Origin of the sequence: Candidatus Thiodiazotropha endolucinida (genome assembly GCF_001715975.1) — a bacterium.
Taxonomy (GTDB): domain Bacteria; phylum Pseudomonadota; class Gammaproteobacteria; order Chromatiales; family Chromatiaceae; genus Thiodiazotropha; species Thiodiazotropha endolucinida.
Window position 1 is genome coordinate 30,836 of the sequence record NZ_MARB01000019.1, and the last position, 24,364, is coordinate 55,199.

General features: G+C 53.2%; 22 protein-coding genes and 2 pseudogenes. 4 read left to right on the plus strand and 20 right to left on the minus strand.

The window, feature by feature from the left end; all coding sequences use genetic code 11:
• Positions 1 to 8 precede the first annotated feature (8 nt).
• From CODIS_RS15145 to pomA, 4 genes and pseudogenes are all read right to left on the minus strand, one after another.
• Complete coding sequence (locus CODIS_RS15145) at positions 9 to 293, minus strand: FmdB family zinc ribbon protein (RefSeq protein WP_069126794.1); 285 nt, start codon at positions 291 to 293, stop codon at positions 9 to 11.
• Positions 294 to 477: 184 nt separating this feature from the next.
• Positions 478 to 1,095, minus strand: coding sequence for a PilZ domain-containing protein (locus CODIS_RS15150; protein ID WP_069126795.1), 618 nt, complete (start codon positions 1,093 to 1,095; stop codon positions 478 to 480).
• Between the two features lie 26 nt (positions 1,096 to 1,121).
• Positions 1,122 to 2,006 carry a type VI secretion system protein TssL, long form gene (gene tssL / locus CODIS_RS15155; protein WP_069126796.1) on the minus strand — a complete coding sequence of 295 codons (885 nt, stop codon included), beginning with the start codon at positions 2,004 to 2,006 and terminating at the stop codon, positions 1,122 to 1,124.
• 4 nt (positions 2,007 to 2,010) lie between these two features.
• Positions 2,011 to 2,769, minus strand: a pseudogene (gene pomA, locus CODIS_RS15160) (flagellar motor protein PomA).
• Positions 2,770 to 3,024: 255 nt separating this feature from the next.
• On the opposite strand from pomA, the gene CODIS_RS15165 reads away from it, so the two are divergent.
• The 3 genes and pseudogenes from CODIS_RS15165 to CODIS_RS21625 all read left to right on the plus strand — a co-directional run bounded on the left by CODIS_RS15165 (position 3,025) and on the right by CODIS_RS21625 (position 4,602).
• The gene (locus CODIS_RS15165; RefSeq protein WP_069126797.1) at positions 3,025 to 3,873 is read left to right on the plus strand and encodes an SDR family oxidoreductase; all 849 of its coding nucleotides are present in this window, start codon (positions 3,025 to 3,027) and stop codon (positions 3,871 to 3,873) included.
• A gap of 90 nt (positions 3,874 to 3,963) precedes the next feature.
• A pseudogene (locus tag CODIS_RS21620) lies at positions 3,964 to 4,311 on the plus strand (gamma-butyrobetaine hydroxylase family protein); the annotation flags it as partial.
• 87 nt (positions 4,312 to 4,398) lie between these two features.
• Positions 4,399 to 4,602 carry a MoaD/ThiS family protein gene (locus CODIS_RS21625; RefSeq protein ID WP_417903662.1) on the plus strand — a complete coding sequence of 68 codons (204 nt, stop codon included), beginning with the start codon at positions 4,399 to 4,401 and terminating at the stop codon, positions 4,600 to 4,602.
• 288 nt (positions 4,603 to 4,890) lie between these two features.
• Here CODIS_RS21625 and gspC read toward each other — a convergent pair whose 3' ends face one another.
• The 13 genes from gspC to leuC all read right to left on the minus strand — a co-directional run bounded on the left by gspC (position 4,891) and on the right by leuC (position 20,365).
• Positions 4,891 to 5,844 carry a type II secretion system protein GspC gene (gene gspC / locus CODIS_RS15175; RefSeq protein WP_069126799.1) on the minus strand — a complete coding sequence of 318 codons (954 nt, stop codon included), beginning with the start codon at positions 5,842 to 5,844 and terminating at the stop codon, positions 4,891 to 4,893.
• A gap of 20 nt (positions 5,845 to 5,864) precedes the next feature.
• A complete protein-coding gene (locus CODIS_RS15180; protein WP_235615242.1) occupies positions 5,865 to 6,443 on the minus strand; it encodes an SPOR domain-containing protein in 579 nt (192 codons plus the stop codon).
• A gap of 102 nt (positions 6,444 to 6,545) precedes the next feature.
• On the minus strand, positions 6,546 to 7,814 hold the full coding sequence (gene folC, locus CODIS_RS15185; RefSeq protein WP_069126800.1) for a bifunctional tetrahydrofolate synthase/dihydrofolate synthase: 1,269 nt from the start codon (positions 7,812 to 7,814) through the stop codon (positions 6,546 to 6,548).
• A 136-nt stretch (positions 7,815 to 7,950) separates the two neighbouring features.
• Positions 7,951 to 8,811 (minus strand): acetyl-CoA carboxylase, carboxyltransferase subunit beta, encoded by an 861-nt coding sequence (gene accD / locus CODIS_RS15190; RefSeq protein WP_069126801.1) that lies wholly within the window; start codon positions 8,809 to 8,811, stop codon positions 7,951 to 7,953.
• A 73-nt stretch (positions 8,812 to 8,884) separates the two neighbouring features.
• A complete protein-coding gene (gene trpA, locus CODIS_RS15195) occupies positions 8,885 to 9,694 on the minus strand; it encodes a tryptophan synthase subunit alpha (RefSeq protein ID WP_069126802.1) in 810 nt (269 codons plus the stop codon).
• Positions 9,691 to 10,905 carry a tryptophan synthase subunit beta gene (trpB, locus tag CODIS_RS15200; RefSeq protein WP_069126803.1) on the minus strand — a complete coding sequence of 405 codons (1,215 nt, stop codon included), beginning with the start codon at positions 10,903 to 10,905 and terminating at the stop codon, positions 9,691 to 9,693. Before trpB ends, trpA begins: the two co-directional genes overlap by 4 nt.
• Positions 10,892 to 11,515 carry a phosphoribosylanthranilate isomerase gene (locus tag CODIS_RS15205; protein ID WP_069126804.1) on the minus strand — a complete coding sequence of 208 codons (624 nt, stop codon included), beginning with the start codon at positions 11,513 to 11,515 and terminating at the stop codon, positions 10,892 to 10,894. The genes trpB and CODIS_RS15205 overlap by 14 nt, the downstream gene beginning before the upstream one ends.
• Positions 11,516 to 11,603: 88 nt before the next feature.
• Positions 11,604 to 12,386: a tRNA pseudouridine(38-40) synthase TruA gene (truA, locus tag CODIS_RS15210; protein WP_069126805.1), complete on the minus strand. Its 783-nt coding sequence runs from the start codon at positions 12,384 to 12,386 to the stop codon at positions 11,604 to 11,606.
• Positions 12,387 to 12,780: 394 nt separating this feature from the next.
• Positions 12,781 to 15,504, minus strand: coding sequence for a motility hub landmark protein FimV (locus CODIS_RS15215; protein WP_069126806.1), 2,724 nt, complete (start codon positions 15,502 to 15,504; stop codon positions 12,781 to 12,783).
• 408 nt (positions 15,505 to 15,912) lie between these two features.
• Positions 15,913 to 17,028: an aspartate-semialdehyde dehydrogenase gene (gene asd / locus CODIS_RS15220; RefSeq protein WP_069126837.1), complete on the minus strand. Its 1,116-nt coding sequence runs from the start codon at positions 17,026 to 17,028 to the stop codon at positions 15,913 to 15,915.
• Between the two features lie 62 nt (positions 17,029 to 17,090).
• Positions 17,091 to 18,167, minus strand: coding sequence for a 3-isopropylmalate dehydrogenase (gene leuB / locus CODIS_RS15225; RefSeq protein ID WP_069126807.1), 1,077 nt, complete (start codon positions 18,165 to 18,167; stop codon positions 17,091 to 17,093).
• Positions 18,168 to 18,276: 109 nt separating this feature from the next.
• Positions 18,277 to 18,915 (minus strand): 3-isopropylmalate dehydratase small subunit, encoded by a 639-nt coding sequence (leuD, locus tag CODIS_RS15230; RefSeq protein ID WP_069126808.1) that lies wholly within the window; start codon positions 18,913 to 18,915, stop codon positions 18,277 to 18,279.
• A 28-nt stretch (positions 18,916 to 18,943) separates the two neighbouring features.
• Positions 18,944 to 20,365 carry a 3-isopropylmalate dehydratase large subunit gene (leuC, locus tag CODIS_RS15235; protein WP_069126809.1) on the minus strand — a complete coding sequence of 474 codons (1,422 nt, stop codon included), beginning with the start codon at positions 20,363 to 20,365 and terminating at the stop codon, positions 18,944 to 18,946.
• Between the two features lie 112 nt (positions 20,366 to 20,477).
• Here leuC and CODIS_RS15240 point away from each other — a divergent pair, with 112 nt between their 5' ends.
• On the plus strand, positions 20,478 to 21,353 hold the full coding sequence (locus tag CODIS_RS15240; protein WP_069126810.1) for a LysR family transcriptional regulator: 876 nt from the start codon (positions 20,478 to 20,480) through the stop codon (positions 21,351 to 21,353).
• A 129-nt stretch (positions 21,354 to 21,482) separates the two neighbouring features.
• Here the strand turns inward: CODIS_RS15240 and ndk are convergent, their stop codons facing one another.
• The 3 genes from ndk to aroC all read right to left on the minus strand — a co-directional run bounded on the left by ndk (position 21,483) and on the right by aroC (position 24,337).
• Positions 21,483 to 21,911: a nucleoside-diphosphate kinase gene (gene ndk, locus CODIS_RS15245; RefSeq protein WP_069126811.1), complete on the minus strand. Its 429-nt coding sequence runs from the start codon at positions 21,909 to 21,911 to the stop codon at positions 21,483 to 21,485.
• Between the two features lie 175 nt (positions 21,912 to 22,086).
• On the minus strand, positions 22,087 to 23,220 hold the full coding sequence (locus tag CODIS_RS15250) for an MFS transporter (protein ID WP_069126838.1): 1,134 nt from the start codon (positions 23,218 to 23,220) through the stop codon (positions 22,087 to 22,089).
• 19 nt (positions 23,221 to 23,239) lie between these two features.
• On the minus strand, positions 23,240 to 24,337 hold the full coding sequence (gene aroC / locus CODIS_RS15255) for a chorismate synthase (RefSeq protein WP_069126812.1): 1,098 nt from the start codon (positions 24,335 to 24,337) through the stop codon (positions 23,240 to 23,242).
• Between the last annotated feature and the right edge of the window lie 27 nt (positions 24,338 to 24,364).

The following is a 24,364-nucleotide window of genomic DNA, read 5'->3' on the forward strand; positions in this document are numbered from 1 at the left end:
CCGGGTGCTTAATGGCACCCGCAGGAACCGCCACTGCAACTGGCCGGTTTGGTTTCGCTCTTGGCAGCTTCCTTCTCACTGCCTCCGCCATCATGGACGTTTTTCTTACTCCCGTTCTTAAAATCGGTTTCATACCAACCGCTTCCCTTGAGATGGAAAGCAGCTGCCGAGATAACTTTCTTGAGGCTATCACTCTTACATTCCGGACATTCGGAAAGCGCTTGGTCGCTCATTTTCTGGATGACTTCCAGCTGATGATCACAAGCCTCACAACGATATTCATAGATGGGCATCACAGGTTCCTCAATCGCTCTGTTGCGGCGGCATCGATGGTATCAGCGCCGCTGAATCGGGGAATCCTACCATATTGGGGGTGATAAACGACATTTTAGGGCCTGTTAACACTAATCCAATCGGCCCTGTTGCCTCTGAAAAAGCGCCCAGAGTCATGCTCAATACGCAGCCAGCAACGGTGAATCAGTCGTTCTGCTGATCCAACTGCTCTCTACGTTGACGCAACATCTCACCCTGGCGCCTTGTGATGTGGCGGATCAAGGCATCCTGATCACTATTGCGGATGAGCGTGAAATTTATCCTGGTATGGAAGGGATAGGCCGCATCTCCACCGATTGCCTCTTCGATACCAACCACCTCGCCGTAGGCCACCACACCGGTAAATGAGGGCAACAGCAGCAGTTTTATCTCAATCAGGTCACCCACTTCCAACTTCTCGGTGATATCCATGGCAATGCCACCGGCACTCAGGTTAACCGAATGGGAGGGTCGATTCAGCAACTCATTTTCCTGTGCGAGGAAACTTTGTCCCAGTAAATTGATCTTGTCATCCAACGCCTTGAGATAGTCGGCAATATCAGGATCCCGCTGCTCGATACGGTGCAGGGGTGCGGACAGGTGCTGGCTGATGGTCTGTAGCCGGGTCATTACCGTGAATCTGTCTGTTCCCTGCAATTTGTCGTCGATGCTTTCAGGTAGCTCATTCAGGGTGATCACACGATAGCTGACCTGTATCGAATCATCGATGCGAAAAAACTCTCTGCGTTCATCCTGTGTTATTGCCTTTTCATTCTTCGTCATCTATCAGCACTCCTCTCCAGCTTACACTATTGCTCACTGGCCTTGATCACTTCACCGCTATCCTCATCCTCACCACGCTGAATCACAAGCTCGACACGCCTGTTCTGCGCCCTGTTTTCACTCGTATCATTGACTACCAGTGGTTGAGAATCGGCATACCCCTGGATCAGAAAGCGACCTTCATCAATGGCCGCATTACTCAGCATGGCGTGCACAACAGTCACCGCCCTGGCAGATGAGAGTTCCCAATTCGAGCGAAAGCGCCGGGTGGAAATTGGGATGTTGTCAGTATGACCGGCAACAATGATCTTACCAGGTGTGTTGGCTATAACATCGGTAATCTTTGAGATCACTTCGAAGAAATCGGGGTTGAGAGTCGCCCGACCCGATGGAAATGAACCCTTTTCCTGGATGCGAATGATAATTTTTGTATCCTCCGTCTCCACATCCAGCAATCCTTCCGAAATTTCGCTGTCCAGCATCTCCTGCAGCTCTTCTGCCTGCTCCTCGACCTCTTCCTCAATCTGAGCCTGCATCGCGGCCTTTGCCACGTCGATATCGAGATCCTGCTGCTCTTCGGCCTCGCTACGCTGATCCTCACTCTGCAGAAAATCCTTTTCCACATCCGTAGTCTGCTGGCGGAGCTCTTCTATCGGCGTCGGTTCCGGCTTTCCCGGGCTGAATTCCTGCATGACCACACTGGTACCCTTGACGACATCCATTACCGGGATTTCACGCTGGACACCGAAGGCATCCTTCATCGATTCGGCCATTTTCTTGAAACGTGCGGCATCGATCTCCGCGAAGGAGAGCAGCAAAACGAAGAAACACATCAGCAATGACATCAGATCGGCAAAGGTCGCCAACCACGGAGGAAGTCCGTCAGGGCATTTCGGGCATTCGTCCGCCATCTGGTCAGGCTTCCTGAACCGGACGCTTACCGGTTGGGAGATAGGTGCTCAAAAGCTGTTCCAGCACCCGTGGATTCATACCTTCCTGGATGCCAGAGATTGTTTCCATGATCAGTGACTTGTTGGTCTTCTCCATCGCACTGGCCCGGGCAAGCTTGTCGGAAATGGGTTGAGCGAAGGCATTCGCGATAACGGCACCATAGAGTGTTGTCAGCAAGGCGACTGCCATGGCGGGCCCGATACTGGCCGGATCCGACATGTTCGCCAGCATCTGTACCAAACCTACCAGGGTACCGATCATTCCCATTGCCGGCGCCATGGTAGCCATATTCTTGAACATAGTCTGGCCGACCTCGTGGCGCTGAATTGTCAGATCGATATCCTTGCTCAACAACTTATTGACCAACACCGGATCGTGACCATCCACGCACAGACCGATACCTTGCTGCAGGAAAGGATTGCCGATCTCCTGCCCTTCCAAGGCCAGTAATCAGTTTTTCCGCGCAATGTCTGCCAGCTCAACCGCCTCTTCAATGAGTTTCTTAGGGTCGTCGGTCTTGTAGAAAAAGGCCTTCATTCCGATACTGAAGGAGCCGAGAAAATCACCCAGGGAGACCTGCATCAATGTCACCATGAATGTTCCCCCTACAACAATCAATAGGGACGGAATATTCACAAACAGCATCACATCGCCACCCGACGCAATTGCCCCGATAATGATGCCGAAACCACCCAATAGGCCAACCAGAGTAGCAATATCCACAGACTATTTCTCCGAATCCCCGTTGCTTATTTATGCATCTTTGAGAAGCTGGCCGAGAGCAACCCGTCCCGGGTCGATCACAGGCGTTGCGCTAAGATTCCAATCTGTTTGTTTTAGCGGTAGGAAATGGGCAAACTTTAATTCCTCAAGGACCTTAGTTGCTCACTCCGTAAGTCGTTTGAATCAGCATTGGATTGCTATAAACCACACTATCATGAGCAGAATTGTTGCAAAAAAATTTACAATACCGCCCATATGTCAAATGAAAAAAGTGTACTCATAACCGGCTGTTCCAGCGGTATCGGTCATTGCGTCGCAGCCGGACTGAAAAACCGCGGTTACCGTGTCTTCGCCAGTGCCCGCAAAGAGCAGGATGTGGCCGATTTGCAGCAACAGGGATTCGAATCACTCCAGCTCGATCTCGATGACAGCAGTTCCATCGATCAGGCCGTGGAGCAGGTGTTAAAAAGAACCGACGGACACCTCTATGGCCTCTTCAACAATGGCGCATACGGTCAGCCCGGAGCGGTTGAGGATCTGAGCCGGGAAGCGTTGCGGCGACAATTTGAGACCAATCTGTTCGGCTGGCATGAGCTGACCTGCCGGATCATACCCACTATGCGCAGACAGGGTGAGGGTCGAATCATTCAGAACAGTTCCATTCTGGGTTTTATCACTCTGCCCTATCGTGGGGCCTACGTGGCCAGTAAATATGCCCTGGAGGGATTGAGCGACACGCTGCGCTTGGAGCTTGTGGGGAGCGGTATTCACGTCTCGCTGATTGAACCGGGACCGATCGAAAGCAAATTTCGGGAAAATGCCCATAGAATGTTTCAAAAACATATCGACAGCCTACATTCAGTCCACCGGCAGTACTACCAATCTTTAATAAATCGTCTCGAAAAACAAGGACCTGCCGCTCCCTTTACCCTACCGGCGGAAGCGGTTTTGGAAAAGGTCATCCATGCCCTGCAAAGCAACAGGCCCAAACCGCGCTATCACGTCACCTTTCCTACCCACCTGTTCGCACTACTACGGCGACTGCTCAGCAGTCGCGCCATGGATCGCACCCTTCTCAGGGTCGGGGGGAGCGGCAGACGCTGATAAGGCCATCAAAGATTCCAGGTTGAAGCGGGAAGCCTTTGTGTGACATCATCCTTGCCCCTTATCTAACCTTGTTGGCCTGCATGTATTATGTCGAGTGAGAGCCCAACCCCCATTGAGATCAATTTACACCAAAAGTCCCGCCTCCTGGTCCTGCGCTTTTCCGATGGAATGAGTTTTGAGCTCCCCTGCGAGTATCTGCGTGTCTTCTCCACAGCGGCGGAGGTCAAAGCAAGTGACGCACCCGTCATAGGAAAGGAGTCGGTCAACATTAAAAAAATCGAGCCTCAGGGCCAGTATGCGATTCGCCTTATCTTCGACGACGGACACGATACCGGGATCTACTCTTGGGAAACACTCTATCAGTTGGGTGTCGAGCAAGAGAAAAACTGGAACAGCTATCTCAAAACATTAGAAACCATAGGCTATACACGCCGGGAAAAGGGTCAGGGAGAACGCAAGATCAAGCTCTACTATTTCTCCTGGTTGGCCAATAAAACGGGTAGAGAGAGTGAAGAACTGGTATTGCCACCTTCAGTGACAACCATTTCTGAGCTACTGAAGCTACTCAGAAACCGTCGGCATCAGGTCGCTCAAGTCTTTGATGAATCGCTTTTAAGACCTACGATCAACAAGCAGTTTGCCGAGTTTTTCAGCCGCCTTGAAGATGGCGACGAGGTTGCATTGATACCCAATCGTCCGACACCACCCGCAACACCTGATCTGTAGGGCCTGTTAACACCAATCCGATTGGTACCATTGTAACTGAACAAACGCCAATCAAGCTGCAAGCAGAGCGGTTTGGTGATTCTAAATGTACCACGAGCAACACCGCACCGAGTGGCGCTTTTCAGGCATATCCCAAGGGCACTTCCTTCGGGGCGCACCCCAAGGGCACTTCCTTCGGGGCGCACCCCAAGGGCACTTCCTTCGGGGCGTATTCCGGGGGGGCTGGGGCTAGTAGAGTATTGGATTCCTGGCGCAATCCAGCTTGTGAAATACAGCTTTACAGTGGATTCAGTTTAGATCGAAATTGAGTGTTTGCGGCTTTCCGTTGCGCACGATTTCCACCTGAATGTTCCTCACATCCTTCAGTTTTTCAATCAGTTTCATCGCCTCCTTGTCATTGGACAAGGCAATGCCGTTCACCGAGGTCACCAGATCCGAGGGCCGCACTCCCAGCTGATTATAGAGTTCACGATTCTTTTGCGGCAAAATTCGATATCCCTTCATGCCTTCCCTGGATTTCACAGGTACGAAACGAACAAATTCAAAAATCTTCAACGGCTCATTGCGCAACAGATCACTATACTTCTTCAGATTTTTGCTTGTGCTGTTGGTTACCGCTCCCGGCCCGAATCCCGTTTGCGATGAGCGGCTTGTGGCCCTTGTGCTACCCCGGGTATTTGTTGTGGTTCTTGGCTTCGATACCTTGGGAAATCGTAACACTTCCGACTGCCCATTCCTCAACAACACCACCCGATCCTCGAAGACTGCCTGCAAGGTAACCCCCGACATGACTGCATTGCCGACTTTATAGTATTTTTGCACATTGCCCGATGTTCCGATGATGGCCTCTCCCTTTTCAGCTTCATCAGCCACAAATACCCCATGCAGTGTCAAATTGAGTCTGGTTTCCGGTGCCTTGGTATCGATTTTCTTTACTGTTTTGGCAGCTCCTGCAACACCAAACAGGTGAAGTTTAGCCACACTATCGAGCTGATTGGAGGTCGTCTTCCGCTGAGTGTTCGGCGTGGATTTAACGCCTTGTGGTTGCATCTTCTGTTGAATCTCGGGTGCAGGTATCAGGCTCCATGTGAGATCCGCGGCTCGCCAACTGATCAGTAAAACCAGTATCAACGCTACAGCCACCGGCAGCTGCTTGGTGAGCAGCTTCTCCAGCCATTTTGGTGCTGTTTTTTCCGACATCCAGTCGTTGAAATAGCTTTGAGCCTGTGTTGCGATGTTCATCGATCTCCCCGTATACCCGTTTATTCCTTACTTTCCGGATATCGCATCAGCTTTGGGTTAAGTTTGAATGCTGTTTTTATCTTAGCAAGCATTTTTTCAGCCAGTCTGTGATCCACCTCCGGCCCGACACGGATACGGTAGTGGAGTTTACCGTTCAACCTGACCTTTTCCATCTGCGCCGGTAGATCTGCCTTACGTAGGCGTTTGACCAGATTTTCAGCATTTTTCTCATTCGTAAGACTGGCAACCTGGATCATCCATGCAGTTGGAGATAGTCTATTTGATGCATTCCCGCTTGCTTTGACCGGCTTCGATACAGGCGGTTTAACTTCCTTGGTGACAGTCGGCTCCGGTTTGGACATCTTCTGTGGTTCCGGCTTCTTTATTGCAGGCACCGGCTGTGGTTCAGTCGCCCTTGGCTGCTGATTCCTCTTTTCCGGTACGGATTTATTGAGCGCCGGTTTGACTGGAATGGTGTAATCTGAGTCGGTACGCCTTTCAACAGGCTCTTCAATAAGCATAGGCACGAATATCACGACCAATGCAACAAGCACCGCACCTCCCAGTAATCGCTGTTTGAGTCTCTCCTCCAATCCCATATTCACTATTCCAGCTTACGATTCAGTGACAAGTCGAACATGTTCCAATAATTCGCTCCTTGCCTGTTCAGCCAAGTATATCAGCTCAACTCCGGATAACCCTCATGACAAATTCAAATTGTGCATAGCCTCTCCCACAATCAGGAAAGACCCGAAGATCAGAATCAAATCCTGGGGTTCCGCCCGATTCCTACAGGCCTGGAAAGCCTCGGAAAAGGTATGATGACAGCTGATCGGTTGTTTCACCCCCTCCTGCCTCAGGTTGTCGGCAAGTTGTTCCGCCGTGCGACCGCGCCAGCCATTCAAGTCAAGCAGATGCCAACTCGCCAGCAGCGCCCCTATCATTTGGACAGCATCGGCCGCATTCTTGTCCTGCAACATCCCGAACAACGCATGGATACGCCCCTGCCAGTTCATCTGGTTCAAGGCATCGCGCAGGGCTTCCAATGATTGCCTGTTATGGGCGACATCCAATAGTAATGCGGGTGCAGCCGGTACGAAATGCAGTCGCCCCGCCAGCCTGACATCACGCAATCCCTCGGCTATGAAATTCTCATGCAGAGGAAAACGATCTTGCAGCAGATGACACACCATCACAACCGCACTGGCATTCAGAAGCTGCTTGCTACCTGTCAAACCCGGTTCCGGGAGTTCCAACTCCACACCCTTCGGCCCCGACCAGCGCCACCCGATATCACATACTTGATGGGTGAAATCCCTACCAAACTGGTAGATATCCGCCTCTAATTGATCTGCGTGATCGAGTACCGACCGCGGCATGGCCGGATCTGCTAAAACCACAGGCTTATGACCGCGCATTATACCCGCCTTCTCCCTACCGATTGATTCAACATCATTACCGAGCCAATCGGTATGGTCCAGATCGATGGTGGTGATCAGGGCAACATCGGCGTCGACGATGTTCACCGCATCGAGACGACCGCCAAGCCCAACCTCCAGGATCACCAGATCCGGCTTCTCCGAAGCGAAACAGATCAGTGCCGCCAGGGTAGCGAATTCGAAATAACTCAGACTTATCTGCTCCCTTGCCTGATCAATCATCTCGAAGGCACGGCATAGCTGCTGATCGGAAACCGGCTTACCATTCAGGCGAATGCGTTCGTTGTAGCGGATGAGATGCGGCGAGGTGAAGCTGCCGATTTGGATACCTGCCCGGAGGTATATCGATTCAAGCATGGCTACACAAGAGCCTTTGCCATTGGTGCCGGCTACCGTTATCACCTGGGCCTGGAATGAAACCGATTGCAGTCGCTGCCAAACGGTCTTAACCCGCTGCAAGCCCAGGTCGATCTCTCTTGGATGCAGCTGCGCCTGCCAGTCGAGCCATTGATCCAAGGTCTCAAAACGCACCGTTGAGACTCCAACGACCCATATCGCAAACCTTCAACCGGGTTACAAAAAATCTATATTTATGATTTACAATCAAAAACTTATTTCAAAAAAATCATAATTTGGAAAATCCCTTGGCGCTCTGTTGCAATATCCATCAGGCCCTGGGCTTACTCAGCAAGATACTGAGCAAGTCAGCAATACGGTCTCGCATATCACGGCGGTCAATGATCATATCGATGGCGCCATGATCGAGTAGGAATTCACTGCGCTGAAAACCTTCAGGGAGCTTTTCGCGCACTGTCTGTTCAATAACCCGGGGACCCGCGAAACCGATCAAGGCATTCGGCTCCGCCACATTGATGTCACCCAGCATCGCCAGGCTGGCCGAGACGCCACCCATAGTGGGATCGGTCATCACCGAGATAAAGGGCAGACCGCGCTTTTGCAGCCGCTCGAGTGCTGCGCTTGTCTTGGCCATCTGCATCAAAGAGAAGAGTGATTCCTGCATCCGCGCACCGCCACTGGCTGAAAAACAGACCAAAGGTGTGTGCCTCTCCAACGCCATGTTGACAGCACGCACAAAGCGTTCACCCACGACCGATCCCATCGAGCCCCCCATAAAGCTGAACTCGAAGGCGGCGACAACCAGGTCGATACCCTTCAATTGGCCACGCATGGCCACCAAGGCCTCTTTCTCACCCGAACCCTTTTGCGCCTGGCTGAGACGTTCTTTGTACTTTTTGCTGTCCTTGAATTTTAATGGATCAACCGACTCCAGGTTCGCACCTATCTCTTCCCGGGGTTCCGGATCGAGAAAGGTCTCAAGGCGACGCCTGGCGCCAATCCTGTTGTGGTGGTTGCATTTAGGACAGACGTCGAGATTCCGTTCCATCTCCGCCCGGTAGAGAATAGCGCTGCACCCCGGACATTTGGCCCATAGCCCCTCCGGTACCGCACGTTTGTGTCCGGCATCCGTACGGATGCGGCTAGGCATCAGTTTTTCAAACCAACTCATAAGATGTACGACCCTTGTTATCTCGTCATTGCCACTGGATTCATAGATCCAGTTGGTATATGTCTCAGCGTAATCAGTTTGCCTGGTCCATTGCCACCCTCATGGATGAGAGGACTTCCCGCAATGATGCACCGATCTTCTCCGGTTCATCCGCCAGGGCTTCCACACGTGAAACCAGTGCGCTGCCGACCACTACGGCATCAGCAAGCGCGGAAACGGCTGCAGCGGTTTGCGCATCCTTGATGCCGAATCCGACCCCCACCGGCAGATCGCTTGCGGCACGAATCTCAGCCAGTTTCTCATCCAGGGACTGCAGATCCAAATGACTGGCGCCTGTTACCCCTTTCACGGAGACATAGTAGACGAAGCCTCCAGCCAAGTCACAGATCCGTTGAATACGTTCAGTTGTACTGGTAGGCGCCACGAGATAGATCTGATCAATCGATTTTGCCTGCAATAGCTGCTGCAGATCCTCACCCTCCTCGGGCGGAATATCGACCACCAGTATACCATCCACACCGGCCCCTGCCGCCTGTATGGCGAATTGCTCATATCCCATTGTTTCAATGGGATTGAGATAGCCCATCAAAATCACCGGTGTTTCAGCATCGAACTGCCTGAACTGGGCAACCATCTCCAATACATCACGCAGACTGACATGGTATTCCAATGCCCGTTCACTGGCCCTCTGGATCACCGGACCATCGGCCATCGGGTCGGAAAACGGTACCCCCAACTCGATCAGGTCCGCACCAGCGGATACCAGATCGTGCATCAGATCAACAGTAATCTCCGGGATCGGATCACCGGCGGTGATGAAAGGAATCAGCGCTTTCCTGCCCTCCGCCTTGAGCTGTGCAAACTTCTTACCGATCTGGCTCATAACTGGATCCCCTCTCGCGCCGCTACAGTATGCATGTCCTTGTCGCCCCTGCCCGAGAGGTTGACCAGGATAATCTGGTCCGGACTCATGGTAGTGGCAAGCTTTGCCGCGTAGGCAAGGGCGTGGCTCGACTCGAGTGCAGGAATGATGCCCTCGATCCTGGTCAGATCATGAAATGCCGCAAGGGCCTGGTCGTCGGTCACTGCGACATAGTTGGCGCGGCCGCTATCCTTCAGCCACGCATGCTCCGGACCAACCCCTGGATAATCAAGGCCGGCGGATATGGAATGGGTCTCTATAATCTGTCCATCCTTGTCCTCCATCAGGTAGGTGCGATTGCCATGCAACACACCAGGTTGTCCGGCACAGAGCGGTGCAGCGTGCTGACCTGTTTCCAAACCGTTTCCGGCGGCCTCGACGCCATAGATGGCGATCTCTTTGTCATCCAGATAGGGGTAGAAAAGCCCGATCGCATTTGATCCTCCACCGACACAAGCGACCAGCGCATCCGGTTGCCGACCTGCCTGGCGTTCCATCTGGGGACGTGCCTCTCTGCCGATAACCGCCTGGAAATCCCGTACCATCGCCGGATAGGGGTGGGGCCCGGCAACCGTACCAATGATATAAAAGGTGTTATCCACATTGGTCACCCAATCTCGCATGGCCTCATTGAGCGCGTCCTTGAGGGTTCTGGAACCCGATTCAACAGCCCTCACCTCTGCACCCAGCAGGCGCATGCGATAGACGTTCGCCTCCTGCCGCGCAATATCTACAGCCCCCATATAGACAACGCACTCCAAACCAAGCCTGGCAGCCACTGTGGCACTGGCCACACCATGTTGACCGGCACCCGTCTCGGCGATGATCCGGGCCTTACCCATATGCCTGGCAAGCAGCGCCTGTCCCACCGTGTTATTGACCTTGTGGGCACCGGTATGGTTAAGGTCTTCTCGCTTCAGATAGATCTGAGCACCACCCAACTTTTCACTCCAGCGCTTGGCATGATAGATGGGGGAAGGACGGCCGACATAGTGAGCAAGATCCTGATCCAGCTCCTCGAGAAACTCCGGGTCATTCATAAAACGATGGTAGGCTTGACGTAACTCTTCAAGCGGCGCCATCAGGGTTTCCGAGACAAAGAGCCCACCATATGGACCAAAATGCCCCTTATGATCGGGTAGGGACCCAATGATTTTCTCAGTTGTCTCCACGCTTAACTCCCGCAATAAATGCCTCAATTTTTGCCGCGTCTTTAACACCCTTTGAGCGTTCGACACCACCGCTCACATCCACCGCATAGGGATGCACCTGCTTAATAGCCTGGGCCACATTTTGCGGATCGAGACCACCTGCAAGGATTATCCTCGAAGCCAGGGTTGCAGGTATTCGACCCCAATCGAAACACTGGCCGGTTCCTCCGGGAACACCCGCCTTGTAGCTGTCCAGCAACAGCCCAGCCGCTCTGCCGTAAGCACGCGCAATCTCGGCTAGATCAATCCCCTCGCGCATACGGATCGCCTTGATCCACGGTCTGGCATATCGACTGCACTCATGCGCCGACTCGTCACCATGAAATTGCAACAGATCGATTTGAACTTCATGTATATATCTTTCAATCGTATCCCGATCCTGATCGACAAACAGACCAACTACCGTGACGAAGGGTGGCAGGCTTTCCACAATGGTCTTGGCCTGCTGTAGTGAAACGGCACGCGGGCTGGCAGGGTAGAATACCAAGCCTATGGCATCAGCGCCCAACCGAACAGCATCGGCAGCGTCTTCAACCCTGGTAATGCCGCAAATTTTGATACGTGTTCTCATAAGCTGCTGAAAGATACATGATGCATCACCCTGAGGCTAGTGTAGTATTGACAGGTTCTAGGGCCTGTTAACACTAATCCAATGCGCCCTAATACAGGCAAAAACCTGATCCGGGCGGATCAGGGATCGCAAATGCCTGCGGATAGTCGACCTTCGTCAGATAGAGCCCTTGTGGCGGCGCTGTAACCCCACCCAGCGTACGATCACGCAACTCCAAAACATCCTGAGTCCACGACTCATCCTGTTCGCCTTTTCCGATAGCAATCAAAACACCGGCGATATTGCGCACCATATGATGTAAAAAGGCATTGGCATAAACCTCGATTGAGATAAACTCGCCAACCCGTTCGACCTGCAGTCGGTGAACTGTCCTGACCGGATGTTTGGCTTGACACCCCATCGCCCGGTATGAAGAGAAGTCGTGGGTACCGACCAGTGCCTGTGCCGCCCGCTGCATGCGTAACTCATCCAGGGGACGGTGAATCCAAACCGCCCGATCACGCCACTGGGCAGAACGAAACCGCCGATTCAGGATCAGGTAACGGTAACGCCTGGCAGCAGCGGAAAAGCGTGCGTGAAACGCTGCCGGGACCTCTTTGGCCCAACCGATGCTGATATCCATCGGCAGATTGGCATTGCTTCCCAACACCCAGGAGCGATCGGATCTTTTGGCATCTGTCTCAAAATGAACCACTTGCCCCGTGGCATGCACACCGCAGTCTGTCCGGCCGGCACAGTGAACTGTCACCTCATGATCAGCCACCCTGGAGAGTGCCTGTTGTAACAACTCCTGTACACTCCGAACATCTCCCTGGTACTGCCAGCCGTGAAATGCACTGCCATCGTATTCCACACCCAGCGCTATCTTCATCACATACCCTGATTTAAATAAGGCTCTTCGCCACATAAAGTTGCTTTAATGAGTAAACAACCAATCAAATTATTTTAAATAAAAAACCTTGATCATGCCGCGAATGAACGCCAATCACCGCAAACTATCGCAAATAACAGGACATTGTTAGTGGTGATCGCATAAATAATTCCATCTAATTTCCGATGTAAGAAACCTTCATAGGATTTCAAAGTTCATAGCATTTGGATTACAAATCACTGACTGATTTTAAACAATTCGCGTTTATTGGCGGTGACTAGCGTGCATTAGCGGCTAGTTCTTTCTCTTTAACTTGGCTTTTTGATCTAGGGTAAGAGCAATAAAAAAGGGCGCACCAGAAGTGCGCCCCTTATTAGATTTGAAAGTCTCTGACTTAAGCACCGAGACCGTTGAGTAACTCCTGGGCCTCTTTCTGTTGTGCTTCACTGCCTTCGCTGGAGACCTCGTCAAGGATGCTTTTGGCGCCTTCAATATCACCCATGTCTATATAGGCCCGGGCCAAATCCAACTTGGTCGTAATCTCATCCGTGGAGTCGAGATCCAGGTTTTCACTATGACTTTGCAACAGACTCAACTCATCCACAGCTTCTGAGTCTTCGCTATCGAGATCCGACGAGAGCCCTTCCAGTTCCTTTTCGATACTCTCCAGATCCAGGTTGTCCAGTGTTTCGGAATCTTCGAGTTCTATGGCGTCGGATACATCCGATGCACCCAAATCAGCAGCAATCTCCGAATCTCCTTCAACGTCGGAAAGATCGAAGGGCTGAGGCTCTTCAGCGGCACTGCTCTGCTCAGAGTCCATATCCAGATCACTGAGATCGATATCCAGCGCCTCTTCCTCTTCCGCCGGGCTCTCTCCAGACTCCATCTTGTTTAGAAATTCCGAGTCCAGCGACAGATTGCCTTCGAGACTCTCGGAATCCATTTCATCAAGATTTTCAAGACCACTCAGATCCATTGAATCGATTTCTAAGTCAGAAGAATCCTGAGCTTCGGGTGTCTCGGCCATCTCTTCGGCTTCGGCGGCCGGTTCGGAGCCGAGATCCAAGCCAAGGTCATCCAGTGCCTCATCTGCCGCAGCGACACCGCCCGCGGCCATGCCGGCAGCCCCTGCAAACAGTGCGTATGACGGATCCAGCTCTTTACCCATTGCAGCGATTTTTGACCAGGTTTCCGGCTCTTTATCCTCCAATCCCGCATCGTGGAGTTGTTGAGCAAGGGAGTTGAAATCCTGATGCTTTTTCGCAGAAAAGTAGATTTCAGCAAGTTTGTGCTTGAGCTCCTCACGTTCCGGATTCTTCTCTATCGCCTGCTTGATCAGCTCTTCAGCCTGTTGATAACGGCCATAGGCGATATAGACATCTGCCTCGGAGAGAGGATCGACTTCACCCGTCTCATCCTGCAGCGCATCGATATCACTGGGAGAGAAATCACTCATGAATGAGGTTTCATCAGTCGGCGCGGTAAGTGAACTGGAATCTTCCTTGCCCGCGGTTACGACACCACTGTCAGGCGACACCAGAATGCTCTCGGCGAATTCTGCCTCAGCCTCTTTCCGACGACGCATGATCATCCACAACAGGCCAATCAGCAATACCGCAACACCACCGACAATCCCCAACAGGGTGCTGTTTTCCTTGATGCCATCGAAATAGCTCACCTTCTTCGGCGGTAACACGGCAACAGGCGGTTTCGCCGGTTCCGGTTGAGCCGTAGGCGTTGGAGTTGGGGCCGGGGCCGGGGTCGGCTCTACAGCGGGCGGAGTCGCTTCCGCTACAGGTGCTTCCTGCTGCATGGCTTCATCGATCCGTGCCTCGATATCGACCTCTTCGATCACGGTACCTGGAGGAACAGGTACAACAGGTTCCTCAGCCTCGACGGTTGTCGGTTCCAGTTCGGGTTCAGTTGCGGCAACATCCTCCGCCACCTCTGGCTCCATCTCCGGCTCGGGCACCTCTGCCGGAGCAACCTCGACCGCCTCCATCTCCTCCATTTTCTCAGCAGCGATATCTTGTGCAGACTGTATCTCCGCCAACTGATCACTCTTCAGAGTGAGTAACCGCTGGATATCCTGAATCTGCTTCTCCAGCTCCTGCACACGGCTGCGCAGTGCATTGTTCTCCTGCACGACCCCTTCATTGGATTCGCGAACAAGCATGATCTCGTCTTGCAAGCGATCGATCTCACTTTCGGATTCGGCCATGCCTTCCCGTTCGGCAGCTTCGCCCTCACCAGGTTTGGCTGAAATCAGACGCAGACGATCCTCTTCCTTGGCCTCGGTTTCGGTGGGCTTTTTGGAAACCACGGGCCTGGGTGCGTCACCAGTACGCCCTGCCTGCCAGGCCCTGGTCTGTGCAAGAAACTCATCACGCGCTTCCCGCTTGGATATTGAGGTCACGCCCGAATCCTCGGGCAGCCGCAGTATTTTGCCGACCTTGAGGTTATTGACGTTGTTATTGATAAATGCAGAGGGATTATGGCGCTGCAGTGCCATCATCACCTGTTCCACGGACTCATCGGACCGCTGCATGCCCTTGGCAATATTCCAGAGATTGTCATTGGGCTGTACCGGACCGTATTCCCTGGCACCGCCCTCGCTGCTCGTTGAGGAGGTTACCATTGGCGGCCGAGACCTACTGACCTGGGTTGTAGGTGTCATTGTGGTCGTGGGAGCTGTAACGGGCTGTGGAGCGCGTTTAAGGGTAACCGGCGGATCAAGCAGCACCGTATACTCACGTACCAGTCTGCCTTTCGGCCAATTCACCTCAATCAGAAAATTCAGAAAGGGCTCTCGAATGGCATCAGAGCTCGAGATGGAGATCACCGGTTTGCCGGCGGGGGTCAGCATCGGAGCGAACTTCAGGCCAGTCAACAGATAGGGCCTCTCCATGCCCGCTTTCTCGAAGGCCTCGCGTGAGGCAAGCGAAACACGAACATCCTGCAACTCTTCCTGGGATACTGAAAGCAGATCGATATCGGCTTTGAAGGCTTGGTTGAGAGCAGACTGGGGATGAATTTCACCCAATCCGAGAGCCAAAGCACCAACGGGTGATAGGGCTGTTGCGACAGCCACTGCCAGAGACAGCTTACGAATCATGCTTCCTCCTTGCCAGAAAACATAACCCACCGGTCAAACTCATTCCGAAATATAGTGTTCAAAATGGTCCCCTGAACAGTCCCGATAGGTTTAGAATAGACTTAATAATTAGTCGCTAACTATAGCTGATAAATGATCTTTTTACCAAAACTTCGATGATCTTCACACTATTTTTTGCGATACTTTGCCAGTGCTAGCCGGCGACTACCCAAAGTGAGAAACAGGTCGAATTTTTCACGCTGAATAAATTCCCCTCTACGCCTGATGACCCTCTGTCATTTCCATCTGTTGCAAAACGACGCTGAATCGATCTCTCCACTCCCTGGCCTGAAATAGAAAACCCCGTCGTCAGCCGGCCGACTCTACGACGGGGTTACAAACCATCAGCGTAATCATTCTGTCGGCGCTTCAAGCCTCCAGCAGAATTTTCAACATACGCCGCAACGGTTCAGCTGCACCCCAAAGCAGTTGGTCACCCACCGTAAAGGCATTCAGATACTGTTCGCCCAGATTCATTTTTCTCAGCCGTCCCACCGGGACGGATAAGGTTCCTGTAACCTGGGCAGGATTCAATTCCCGTATCGTGATATCCCGCTCATTCGGGATAACCTTTACCCAATCATTGGCGCTGGCCAATATCGACTCCACTTCGTCTATCGGCACGTCACTTCGTAACTTTACGGTCAATGCCTGACTATGACAGCGCATAGAGCCGATTCTTACGCAGGTACCGTCGATGGGAACCGGTTTGTCGCTACGACCGAGTATCTTGTTGGTTTCAACGAATCCCTTCCACTCCTCCTTGCTCTGACCGTTTTCCAGCGCCACATCGATCCACGGAATGAGACTTCCCGCCAAGGCGGCTCCGAAATTCTCTGTCGGGAAACGCTCGCTACGGAGCGTCTCAGCCACCTGCCGATCGATATCGAGGATAGCAGAAGCGGGATCAGCCAGATAATCCCTTACCGACGCCTCGACCGCACCCATCTGACCGATCAACTCACGCATATTGCGCGCACCCGCACCCGAGGCAGCCTGATAGGTCATGGATGTCACCCACTCCACGAGATCCCGCTGAAACAGACCGCCCAGCGCCATCAACATCAAACTCACGGTGCAATTGCCGCCGATAAAATCCTTTGTACCGTTAGCCAGGCCGTCGCGAATAACCTCGTCATTCACCGGATCCAGCACGATCAGCGAGTGGTCCTTCATGCGCAGGCTGGATGCTGCATCGATCCAATACCCTTGCCAACCCGCCGAGCGCAAGCTGTCATAGACCTTGTTTGTGTAGCTTCCGCCCTGACAGGTGAGAATCGCATCCATCTCCATCAAGGCATCGATATCGGTGGCATCTCTCAGCGGTGCCCGTTCTCTACCGATATCCGGGCCCAGCTGGCCCACTTGTGATGTCGTGAAGAATACCGGCTCTTCAATGGCGGCGAAGTCATTCTCTTCCCGCATGCGCCCCATCAATACGGAACCCACCATCCCGCGCCAACCAACAAATCCGACTCGTTTCATCTCTATATAACCAAAAAAAAGTAATTCAGTAGCCCGATGCGGCAAGCCGCAGAGCCTCTAGTTTAACTCAATGCCGATACCACGGCGTCGCCCATCGATTCACAGCTCACTTCAGTCATCCCTTCCGACATGATATCCGCTGTGCGCAGTCCGTCATCCAGAACCCTGTCCACCGCATGTTCAATCCGATCGGCCATCGCCGGTTCATCGAGACTGTAGCGCAACATCATAGCCACGGAGAGAATCGTTGCCAGGGGATTGGCCGTACCCTGGCCCGCAATATCCGGCGCCGAACCGTGTATCGGCTCGTACATCCCTTTACCCTGCTCATCCAGTGAAGCCGACGGCAGCATGCCAATGGAACCAGTCAGCATCGCAGCACAATCCGATAGAATATCCCCAAACATATTGGTCGTCACCATCACATCGAACTGTTTCGGCCATTTCACCAGTTGCATCGCAGCGTTATCGACATACATGTGACTCAGTTCCACATCCGCATACGCCTCGCCAACTCGCGTCACGACCTCCCGCCAGAGCTCAGTGGATTCGAGCACGTTGGCCTTATCGACTGAACAGAGCCTGCTGCCGCGCTTCCTGGCGATATCAAAGGCGACTGCAGCGATACGCTCAATCTCCGATTCGCTGTAGACAAGTGTGTTAAAGCCCTGGCGTTCACCCCTGTCAAGTTCACGAACCCCTCTTGGCTGACCGAAGTAGATGCCACCTGTGAGCTCGCGCACTATCATGATGTTGAGGCCGGCAACGATATCCGCCTTGAGACTGGAAGCCGCGGCCAGCTGAGGATAGAGGATAGCGGGACGTAAATTGGCAAACAGATTCAGCTCCGATCGCAGCCCCAATAACCCCTTCTCAGGACGAATTGAGATATCCAATGCCTCCCATTTAGGTCCACCTACCGCGCCCAGCAGAATGGCATCCACCTCCCGAGCCAAATCAAGCGTGGCATCAGGCAACGGCCCGCCTGTGGCGTCGATCGCAGCACCGCCAACCAATGCCTCATCGAGATCGACGTCCAAACCGAAATCATCCCGTAGTACCGCCAATACCTTGACAGCCTCTGAAACAATTTCAGGTCCAATGCCGTCACCCGGCAAAACCAATATGTTTTTACTCATCACTTTGTACCTTGCAACCGAGCAGAGTTCGGCAGCGATATTAATTTAAATTCAATAAATTATCTTTTCTTTGTGATTCCAAAACAGCGTGTGAAGCAGATACCGGCGCTCACTCAGTAAACAACCAAGGGGCCTCTACCCGTCTACGTGTCTCATAGGCCTTGATATCGTCAACATGCTGTAGCGTCAGACCGATATCATCCAAACCATTCAGCAGACAATGCTTGCGGAAAGCATCCACTTCGAATGGGATTTGCCCATGGTCTGTCGTGAGCAGTTGATCCAACAGGTTCACTGTCATCTCCAGGGGCTCTTCATCGGTCGATTGTCGAAACAGATCATCAATTATTTCTTCTTTTAATACAATAGGAAGCAATCCATTCTTAAAGCTATTATTGAAGAAAATATCGGCAAAGCTCGGGGCCAATATCACCTTGAATCCGTAGTCCTCCAGGGCCCAAGGCGCATGTTCACGGGATGAGCCACAACCGAAATTTTCCCGTGCCAGAAGGATCTGCGCAGCCTGATAGCGAGGGTCATTTAATACGAAATCGGGATTGACTGTTCGTTTACTGTTATCCATGCCCGGCTCGCCATGATCCAAATAACGCCACTCATCGAATAGATTGGGGCCAAAGCCGGAACGCTTGATCGACTTGAGAAACTGCTTCGGAATAATGGCGTCTGTATCCACATTGGATCTATCCAGAGGGCAGACGATACCTGTGAATGTATTGAATTTATCCATTACTGTCTCCTCTAAACTCAAACCCGTTTTATCTGATATTGAGATCGTCGAGGTCAATGAAACGTCCGGCTACCGCGGCGGCGGCGGCCATTGCGGGACTCACCAGATGGGTGCGCCCCCCCTGCCCCTGCCTACCCTCGAAATTTCGATTCGAAGTGGAGGCGCAACGCTCTCCGGACAACAGACGGTCAGCATTCATGGCAAGACACATGGAACAGCCGGGTTCACGCCACTCAAAACCGGCATCGATAAAGATCTGGTCAAGCCCCTCTTGCTCGGCCTGGGCCTTCACCAGGCCGGATCCAGGCACCACCAGCGCAAGCTTGATGTTGTCAGCCACCTTATGGCCCTTTGCAATTGCTGCCGCTGCACGCAGATCCTCAATCCTTGAATTGGTGCATGAGCCGATAAAGACCTTGTCCAAAGGGATCTTGGTGATCGGCGTACCCGCTTCCAGGCCCATGTAGTCAAGGGCGCGCTGCATCCCTTCCGCCTTGACACTGTCGGACTCATTGGCCGGGTCCGGTACCACCTGATCCACCGCCACCACCATCTCAGGAGATGTGCCCCAGGTAACCTGGGGTTTGATGAGCGCCGCATCCAGGGTTACCACGCGATGGAATTCCGCGCCCTCGTCACTGTGCAAGGTCCGCCAATAGGCAACTGCTTTTTCCCATGTCTCACCGCTGGGGGCGTAGGGACGCCCTTTGACATAGTCGATGGTTTTATCGTCAACGGCCACAAAGCCGGCTCGCGCACCCGCCTCGATAGCCATGTTACAGAGTGTGAGACGGCCCTCGATGGAGAGACCTTCAATCGCCGATCCGGCAAATTCGATTGCATAACCTGTACCCCCTGCGGTACCGATCCGGCCAATGATGGCAAGCACAATATCCTTTGCTGTCACACCAGGTGCCGTTTTACCCTCAACCAGGATCCGCATAGCCTTCGATTTCTTCTGAATCAGGCATTGTGTGGCAAGTACATGCTCTACCTCGGAGGTCCCTATGCCATGCGCCAATGCGCCTATTGCGCCATGGGTGGAGGTATGGGAGTCGCCACACACCACCGTCATACCCGGCAGGGTTGCACCCTGCTCAGGGCCGACTACATGAACAATACCCTGCCGTGGATCGAGCATCTTGAATTCCGTAATACCGAAATCTTCACAATTCGTATCCAGGGTCTCGACCTGAGTCCGCGATATCGGATCCTGAATGGCTTCAACGCCACCCTGCCGAGGCGTGGTTGGTACATTATGGTCAGGCGTTGCCAGATTGGCCTCGACCCGCCATGGCTTGCGTCCGGCCAGACGCAGACCTTCGAATGCCTGAGGCGATGTTACTTCATGCACCAGATGTCTATCGATATAGATCAGTGATGTACCGTCCTCTTCCGTACGCACCACATGAGAATCCCACAATTTGTCGTATAGGGTCTTGGCGCTCATCTCTCGTAACCTCATAGGGATCGTGCAAAAAAGCTAGTGAAAAACATAGGGGAGTATGCTACATAATACAAATTCATAATTTTCATTTTTTCCATTCTTAATAGGAATAGATATGGAATTAAATACCCTTCGCGCCTTTGTTCAGGTGGCTCATGACGGCTCATTCTCCCTCGCGGCCGAACACCTTTTCCTCACCCAACCCGCCATCAGCAAGCGCATCGCCACACTGGAGAGTGAACTCGATACCCGCTTGTTCGATCGCATGGGGCGCCAGATCTTTCTTACCGAAGCCGGGCGGCATCTACTCCCGAGAGCGGAGCATATCATTGACCAGTTGAGCGATATGCGGCGGGAACTTGCCAACCTCACCGGCCGGGTTGCCGGAAGCCTGGCAATGGCCACGAGCCACCACATCGGCCTGCATCGACTGCCAGCCGTACTGCGCAGCTACAGTGACACTAACCCACAAGTCGATCTGGATATCCGTTTCATGGAATCAGAAAAGGCGTGTCAATCGGTGGAACAGGGGGAGTTGGAGCTTGCTGTCGTTACCCTGCCGTTGAATCCTGTAGACGCCTTGCAGAGCAGGACAATTTGGCATGACCCAATGGCTGTGGTGGTCGGACTGGACCATCCCCTGGCAAAACAGCGTGCAGTGAATCTGCGCGAATTATTGGATTACCCAGCGGTTCTGCCATCCCGCGGCACATATACCCGAAGCCTGATTGAGCAACGCATCGGCCAGCACCACCTGCATGTCAATTGCACACTTTCCACGGACTATCTCGAAACCCTGAAGATGATGGCCACCATAGGCCTGGGCTGGAGTCTCCTGCCTGAGATCCTGGTGGATGATCACCTGGTTCAGTTGCAGGTACCCAAGCTGAAGTTAAGCCGTTCGCTTGGTATCGTCACGCATCATAAACGTACCCTGTCCAATGCCGCACGTGCGATGCGGGAACTGTTACTGTTTTCCGGCAGCAAGTAGCCCCGGCAACGCCCCGATTACTTCAGAGGTTGCCGGAAAGGATGTGTATACGATTCTATTAACGCTGAAAGGTAACTGGCGAACACCACCCGAGTTTGCCGATTGGCAGCAGCCAAACCACGAACAGGATCAACGGGTTCTTGCACAGACGCCTTCGGGAAAAAAGAAGCCGATCTCAACCCTGGCCGTGTCCGGGCCATCGGATCCATGCACTGCGTTCTCATCCACCGTTTCTGCAAAATCGGCACGGATAGTACCTGCAGCCGCCTCTTGCGGATTGGTGGCGCCCATGATCTCACGGTTGCGGGAGATGGCGTTATCGCCTTCCAGCACCTGTACCATCACAGGACCTGACGTCATGAAATCGATCAGGTCATTGTAGAAGGGACGCGCTTTATGTACAGCGTAGAATTCCCCCGCCTGTTCCCGGCTCAACTGGAACATCCGTGATGCCACGATCCTCAAACCGGCGGATTCGAATCGGCTATAGATCTTCCCGATCACGTTTTTAGCTACTGCATCCGGCTTGATAATGGATAGGGTCTGTTCGATGGCCATAATGGAACTCCCGAGTCAGTCATTAGTGAATGGATTCAAAGATTAAAGTACGATGCTGCGGTGCAGCATGCGCGCAACTTACTGCCCATCACAATGGCTGTCAAGTCATTGTTGAGGACAGGGTACGATTTATTGAATGCCAGCCCTGTCGCAGGCACACCTCAGCACCGCACGCCTACTTGTCCCTATCGACCCAGCGCCAGGCTATGGCAACCGCCAAAAGTGCATAAGCTGCTGCAATCCAAAAGGTCGCTGCAGGCCCAATGCCACTCCAAAGATAACCGCTGAGGAGACTGCCGAAGGCTCCGCCCGCACCAAAACTGATACTGCTGTAGAGCGCCTGGCCCCTACCCTGATGGCGACCGATGAAATAGTGATGCACCAGATGAATGGCTGCGGCATGAAAGGTTCCAAAAGTGGCCGCATGCATGACCTGGGCCAGCAGCACCAGGAACAGATTATCAGGCGCTGAACCGACCAAAATCCAACGCACCACCGCAATGACAAGGCTGATGATCAGCACCTTGCGCGCACCCCACTGATGTAACAGCCGGTGCATCACCAGAAACAGTCCCACCTCGGCGATCACACCGAGGGCCCACAGCTGCCCGATGACACTGCTCGAATAGCCCGCCTCTTCCATATAGATGGAGTAGAAGGCGTAGTAGGCACTATGGCTGGCCTGCATCAGAAAACAGACCACAAGAAACGCGATCACATCACTCCGCCGCAACACATGTAAGATCGATCCCTGATCATGTTCCGGCATTACCGCCTCTTTCTCCGGAACCAGCAGGCTATCGATTAAGATGCCGAAAAAAAGAAGCAATACAAAATAGGGAATCACCTCAACACCCCACCGGTCGAGCATGATCCCCAATGCGACAACGGTCAGGATAAAACCGATCGAACCCCATAAGCGGATCAGACTGTAGCGTTGAATACGCTCCCGCAGGTAACTCATGGTGACTGCCTCGAATTGCGGCAGCGACGCATTCCAGAAAAAACTGAACAGCATCATCACCAAGGCGAACGGCCAGAAACCATCGGCAATAAAGACCCCCAGAAAACAGCATAACGAAAGCAGTGATGCCAGGCGTACAATGGGCATACGGTGGCCGGTATGATCACCGATCCAGCCCCAGATATTGGGTGCGATCAGTTTGGTGACCATGATCACCGCCATCAGCTCACCGATCTCTACCGGGGTGAAACGCCGTGCTTGCAGGTAGAGCCCCCAGAAAGGGATCAGGGCACCGAGGGATGCGAAGTAAAAAAAGTAGAAACTGGAAAGACGCCAGTAGGGCATCCGCATCGGGTGAGGGCCCCTAACAATTTGATCCAAGATCTGTCAGACCGGAATCAACATCCATATTCTGCCCACGGTGGCGTAGCACGTGATCCATTACCACGATTGCCACCATCGCTTCCGCGATCGGCGTGGCCCGAATCCCGACACAGGGATCATGTCGTCCTTCGGTGACAACCTCGACAGGATCACCGTCACGATTGACTGTCTTACCTGGCAAACGCAGACTCGATGTCGGTTTCAGGGCTATCGACGCCAAGAGATCCTGACCGCTGGATATGCCTCCCAATACACCCCCGGCTTGATTGGTAAGGAAACCGTCCGGGGTCATCTCATCACGATGCTCGGTACCCTTCTGCTCGACGCAGTGGAAGCCGGCGCCCAGTTCGACGCCTTTTACCGCATGGATACTCATCAGTGCGTGGGCAAGCTCGGCATCCAGACGGTCGAAGATGGGCTCACCCAAGCCGGCGGGCATGCCGCTGGCTGCCACGTTGATGCGGGCACCGATGGAGTTTCCCTCTTTACGCAGGGCATCCATGTATGACTCCAGCTCCGCCACCTTGTCTGCATCGGGACAGAAAAAGGGGTTTTTCTCCACCTGATCCCAATCGAGCTTTTCAGCCTTGATCGGCCCGAGCTGAGCCAGGTAGCCGCGAATCCGAATGCCGTAGCGCTCGCGCAGATACTTTTTTGCGATCCCACCTGCGGCGACACGCATCGCGGTTTCGCGTGCCGAGGAGCGACCACCACCCCGGTAATCCCGAAATCCGTATTTCTGATTGTAGGTGTAGTCGGCATGTCCCGGCCGAAAGCGGTCCATGATCCCGGAGTAGTCCTTTGAACGCTGATCGGTGTTGCGGATAATCAGGCCGATGGGGGTACCGGTGGTTTTACCCTCAAAGACACCGGAAAGAATCTCCACTTCATCCGCCTCCCGCCGCTGGGTGGTATGGCGCGAGGTGCCGGGTTTGCGGCGATCCAGATCGTGCTGCAGATCGCCGGCGGCGAGTTCCAGTCCCGGAGGACAGCCATCAACGATACAACCGATGGCTGGACCGTGGGACTCGCCAAAGGAGGTCACACTAAAGAGTTTGCCGATGGTATTGCCAGACATGATATCCCCAGGGGGCCTGTTAACAGG

Excerpts from the sequence above, each read along its gene's own strand:
- CODIS_RS15145 (WP_069126794.1), bottom strand. The coding sequence starts at position 293 with ATGCCCATCTATGAATATCGTTGTGAGGCTTGTGATCATCAGCTGGAA.
- CODIS_RS15150 (WP_069126795.1), bottom strand. The coding sequence starts at position 1,095 with ATGACGAAGAATGAAAAGGCAATAACACAGGATGAACGCAGAGAGTTT.
- tssL (WP_069126796.1), bottom strand. The coding sequence starts at position 2,006 with ATGGCGGACGAATGCCCGAAATGCCCTGACGGACTTCCTCCGTGGTTG.
- CODIS_RS15165 (WP_069126797.1), top strand. The coding sequence starts at position 3,025 with ATGTCAAATGAAAAAAGTGTACTCATAACCGGCTGTTCCAGCGGTATC.
- gspC (WP_069126799.1), bottom strand. The coding sequence starts at position 5,844 with ATGAACATCGCAACACAGGCTCAAAGCTATTTCAACGACTGGATGTCG.
- CODIS_RS15180 (WP_235615242.1), bottom strand. The coding sequence starts at position 6,443 with ATGGGATTGGAGGAGAGACTCAAACAGCGATTACTGGGAGGTGCGGTG.
- accD (WP_069126801.1), bottom strand. The coding sequence starts at position 8,811 with ATGAGTTGGTTTGAAAAACTGATGCCTAGCCGCATCCGTACGGATGCC.
- trpA (WP_069126802.1), bottom strand. The coding sequence starts at position 9,694 with ATGAGCCAGATCGGTAAGAAGTTTGCACAGCTCAAGGCGGAGGGCAGG.
- CODIS_RS15205 (WP_069126804.1), bottom strand. The coding sequence starts at position 11,515 with ATGAGAACACGTATCAAAATTTGCGGCATTACCAGGGTTGAAGACGCT.
- truA (WP_069126805.1), bottom strand. The coding sequence starts at position 12,386 with ATGAAGATAGCGCTGGGTGTGGAATACGATGGCAGTGCATTTCACGGC.
- CODIS_RS15215 (WP_069126806.1), bottom strand. The coding sequence starts at position 15,504 with ATGATTCGTAAGCTGTCTCTGGCAGTGGCTGTCGCAACAGCCCTATCA.
- asd (WP_069126837.1), bottom strand. The coding sequence starts at position 17,028 with ATGAAACGAGTCGGATTTGTTGGTTGGCGCGGGATGGTGGGTTCCGTA.
- leuB (WP_069126807.1), bottom strand. The coding sequence starts at position 18,167 with ATGAGTAAAAACATATTGGTTTTGCCGGGTGACGGCATTGGACCTGAA.
- leuD (WP_069126808.1), bottom strand. The coding sequence starts at position 18,915 with ATGGATAAATTCAATACATTCACAGGTATCGTCTGCCCTCTGGATAGA.
- leuC (WP_069126809.1), bottom strand. The coding sequence starts at position 20,365 with ATGAGCGCCAAGACCCTATACGACAAATTGTGGGATTCTCATGTGGTG.
- CODIS_RS15240 (WP_069126810.1), top strand. The coding sequence starts at position 20,478 with ATGGAATTAAATACCCTTCGCGCCTTTGTTCAGGTGGCTCATGACGGC.
- ndk (WP_069126811.1), bottom strand. The coding sequence starts at position 21,911 with ATGGCCATCGAACAGACCCTATCCATTATCAAGCCGGATGCAGTAGCT.
- CODIS_RS15250 (WP_069126838.1), bottom strand. The coding sequence starts at position 23,220 with ATGCCCTACTGGCGTCTTTCCAGTTTCTACTTTTTTTACTTCGCATCC.
- aroC (WP_069126812.1), bottom strand. The coding sequence starts at position 24,337 with ATGTCTGGCAATACCATCGGCAAACTCTTTAGTGTGACCTCCTTTGGC.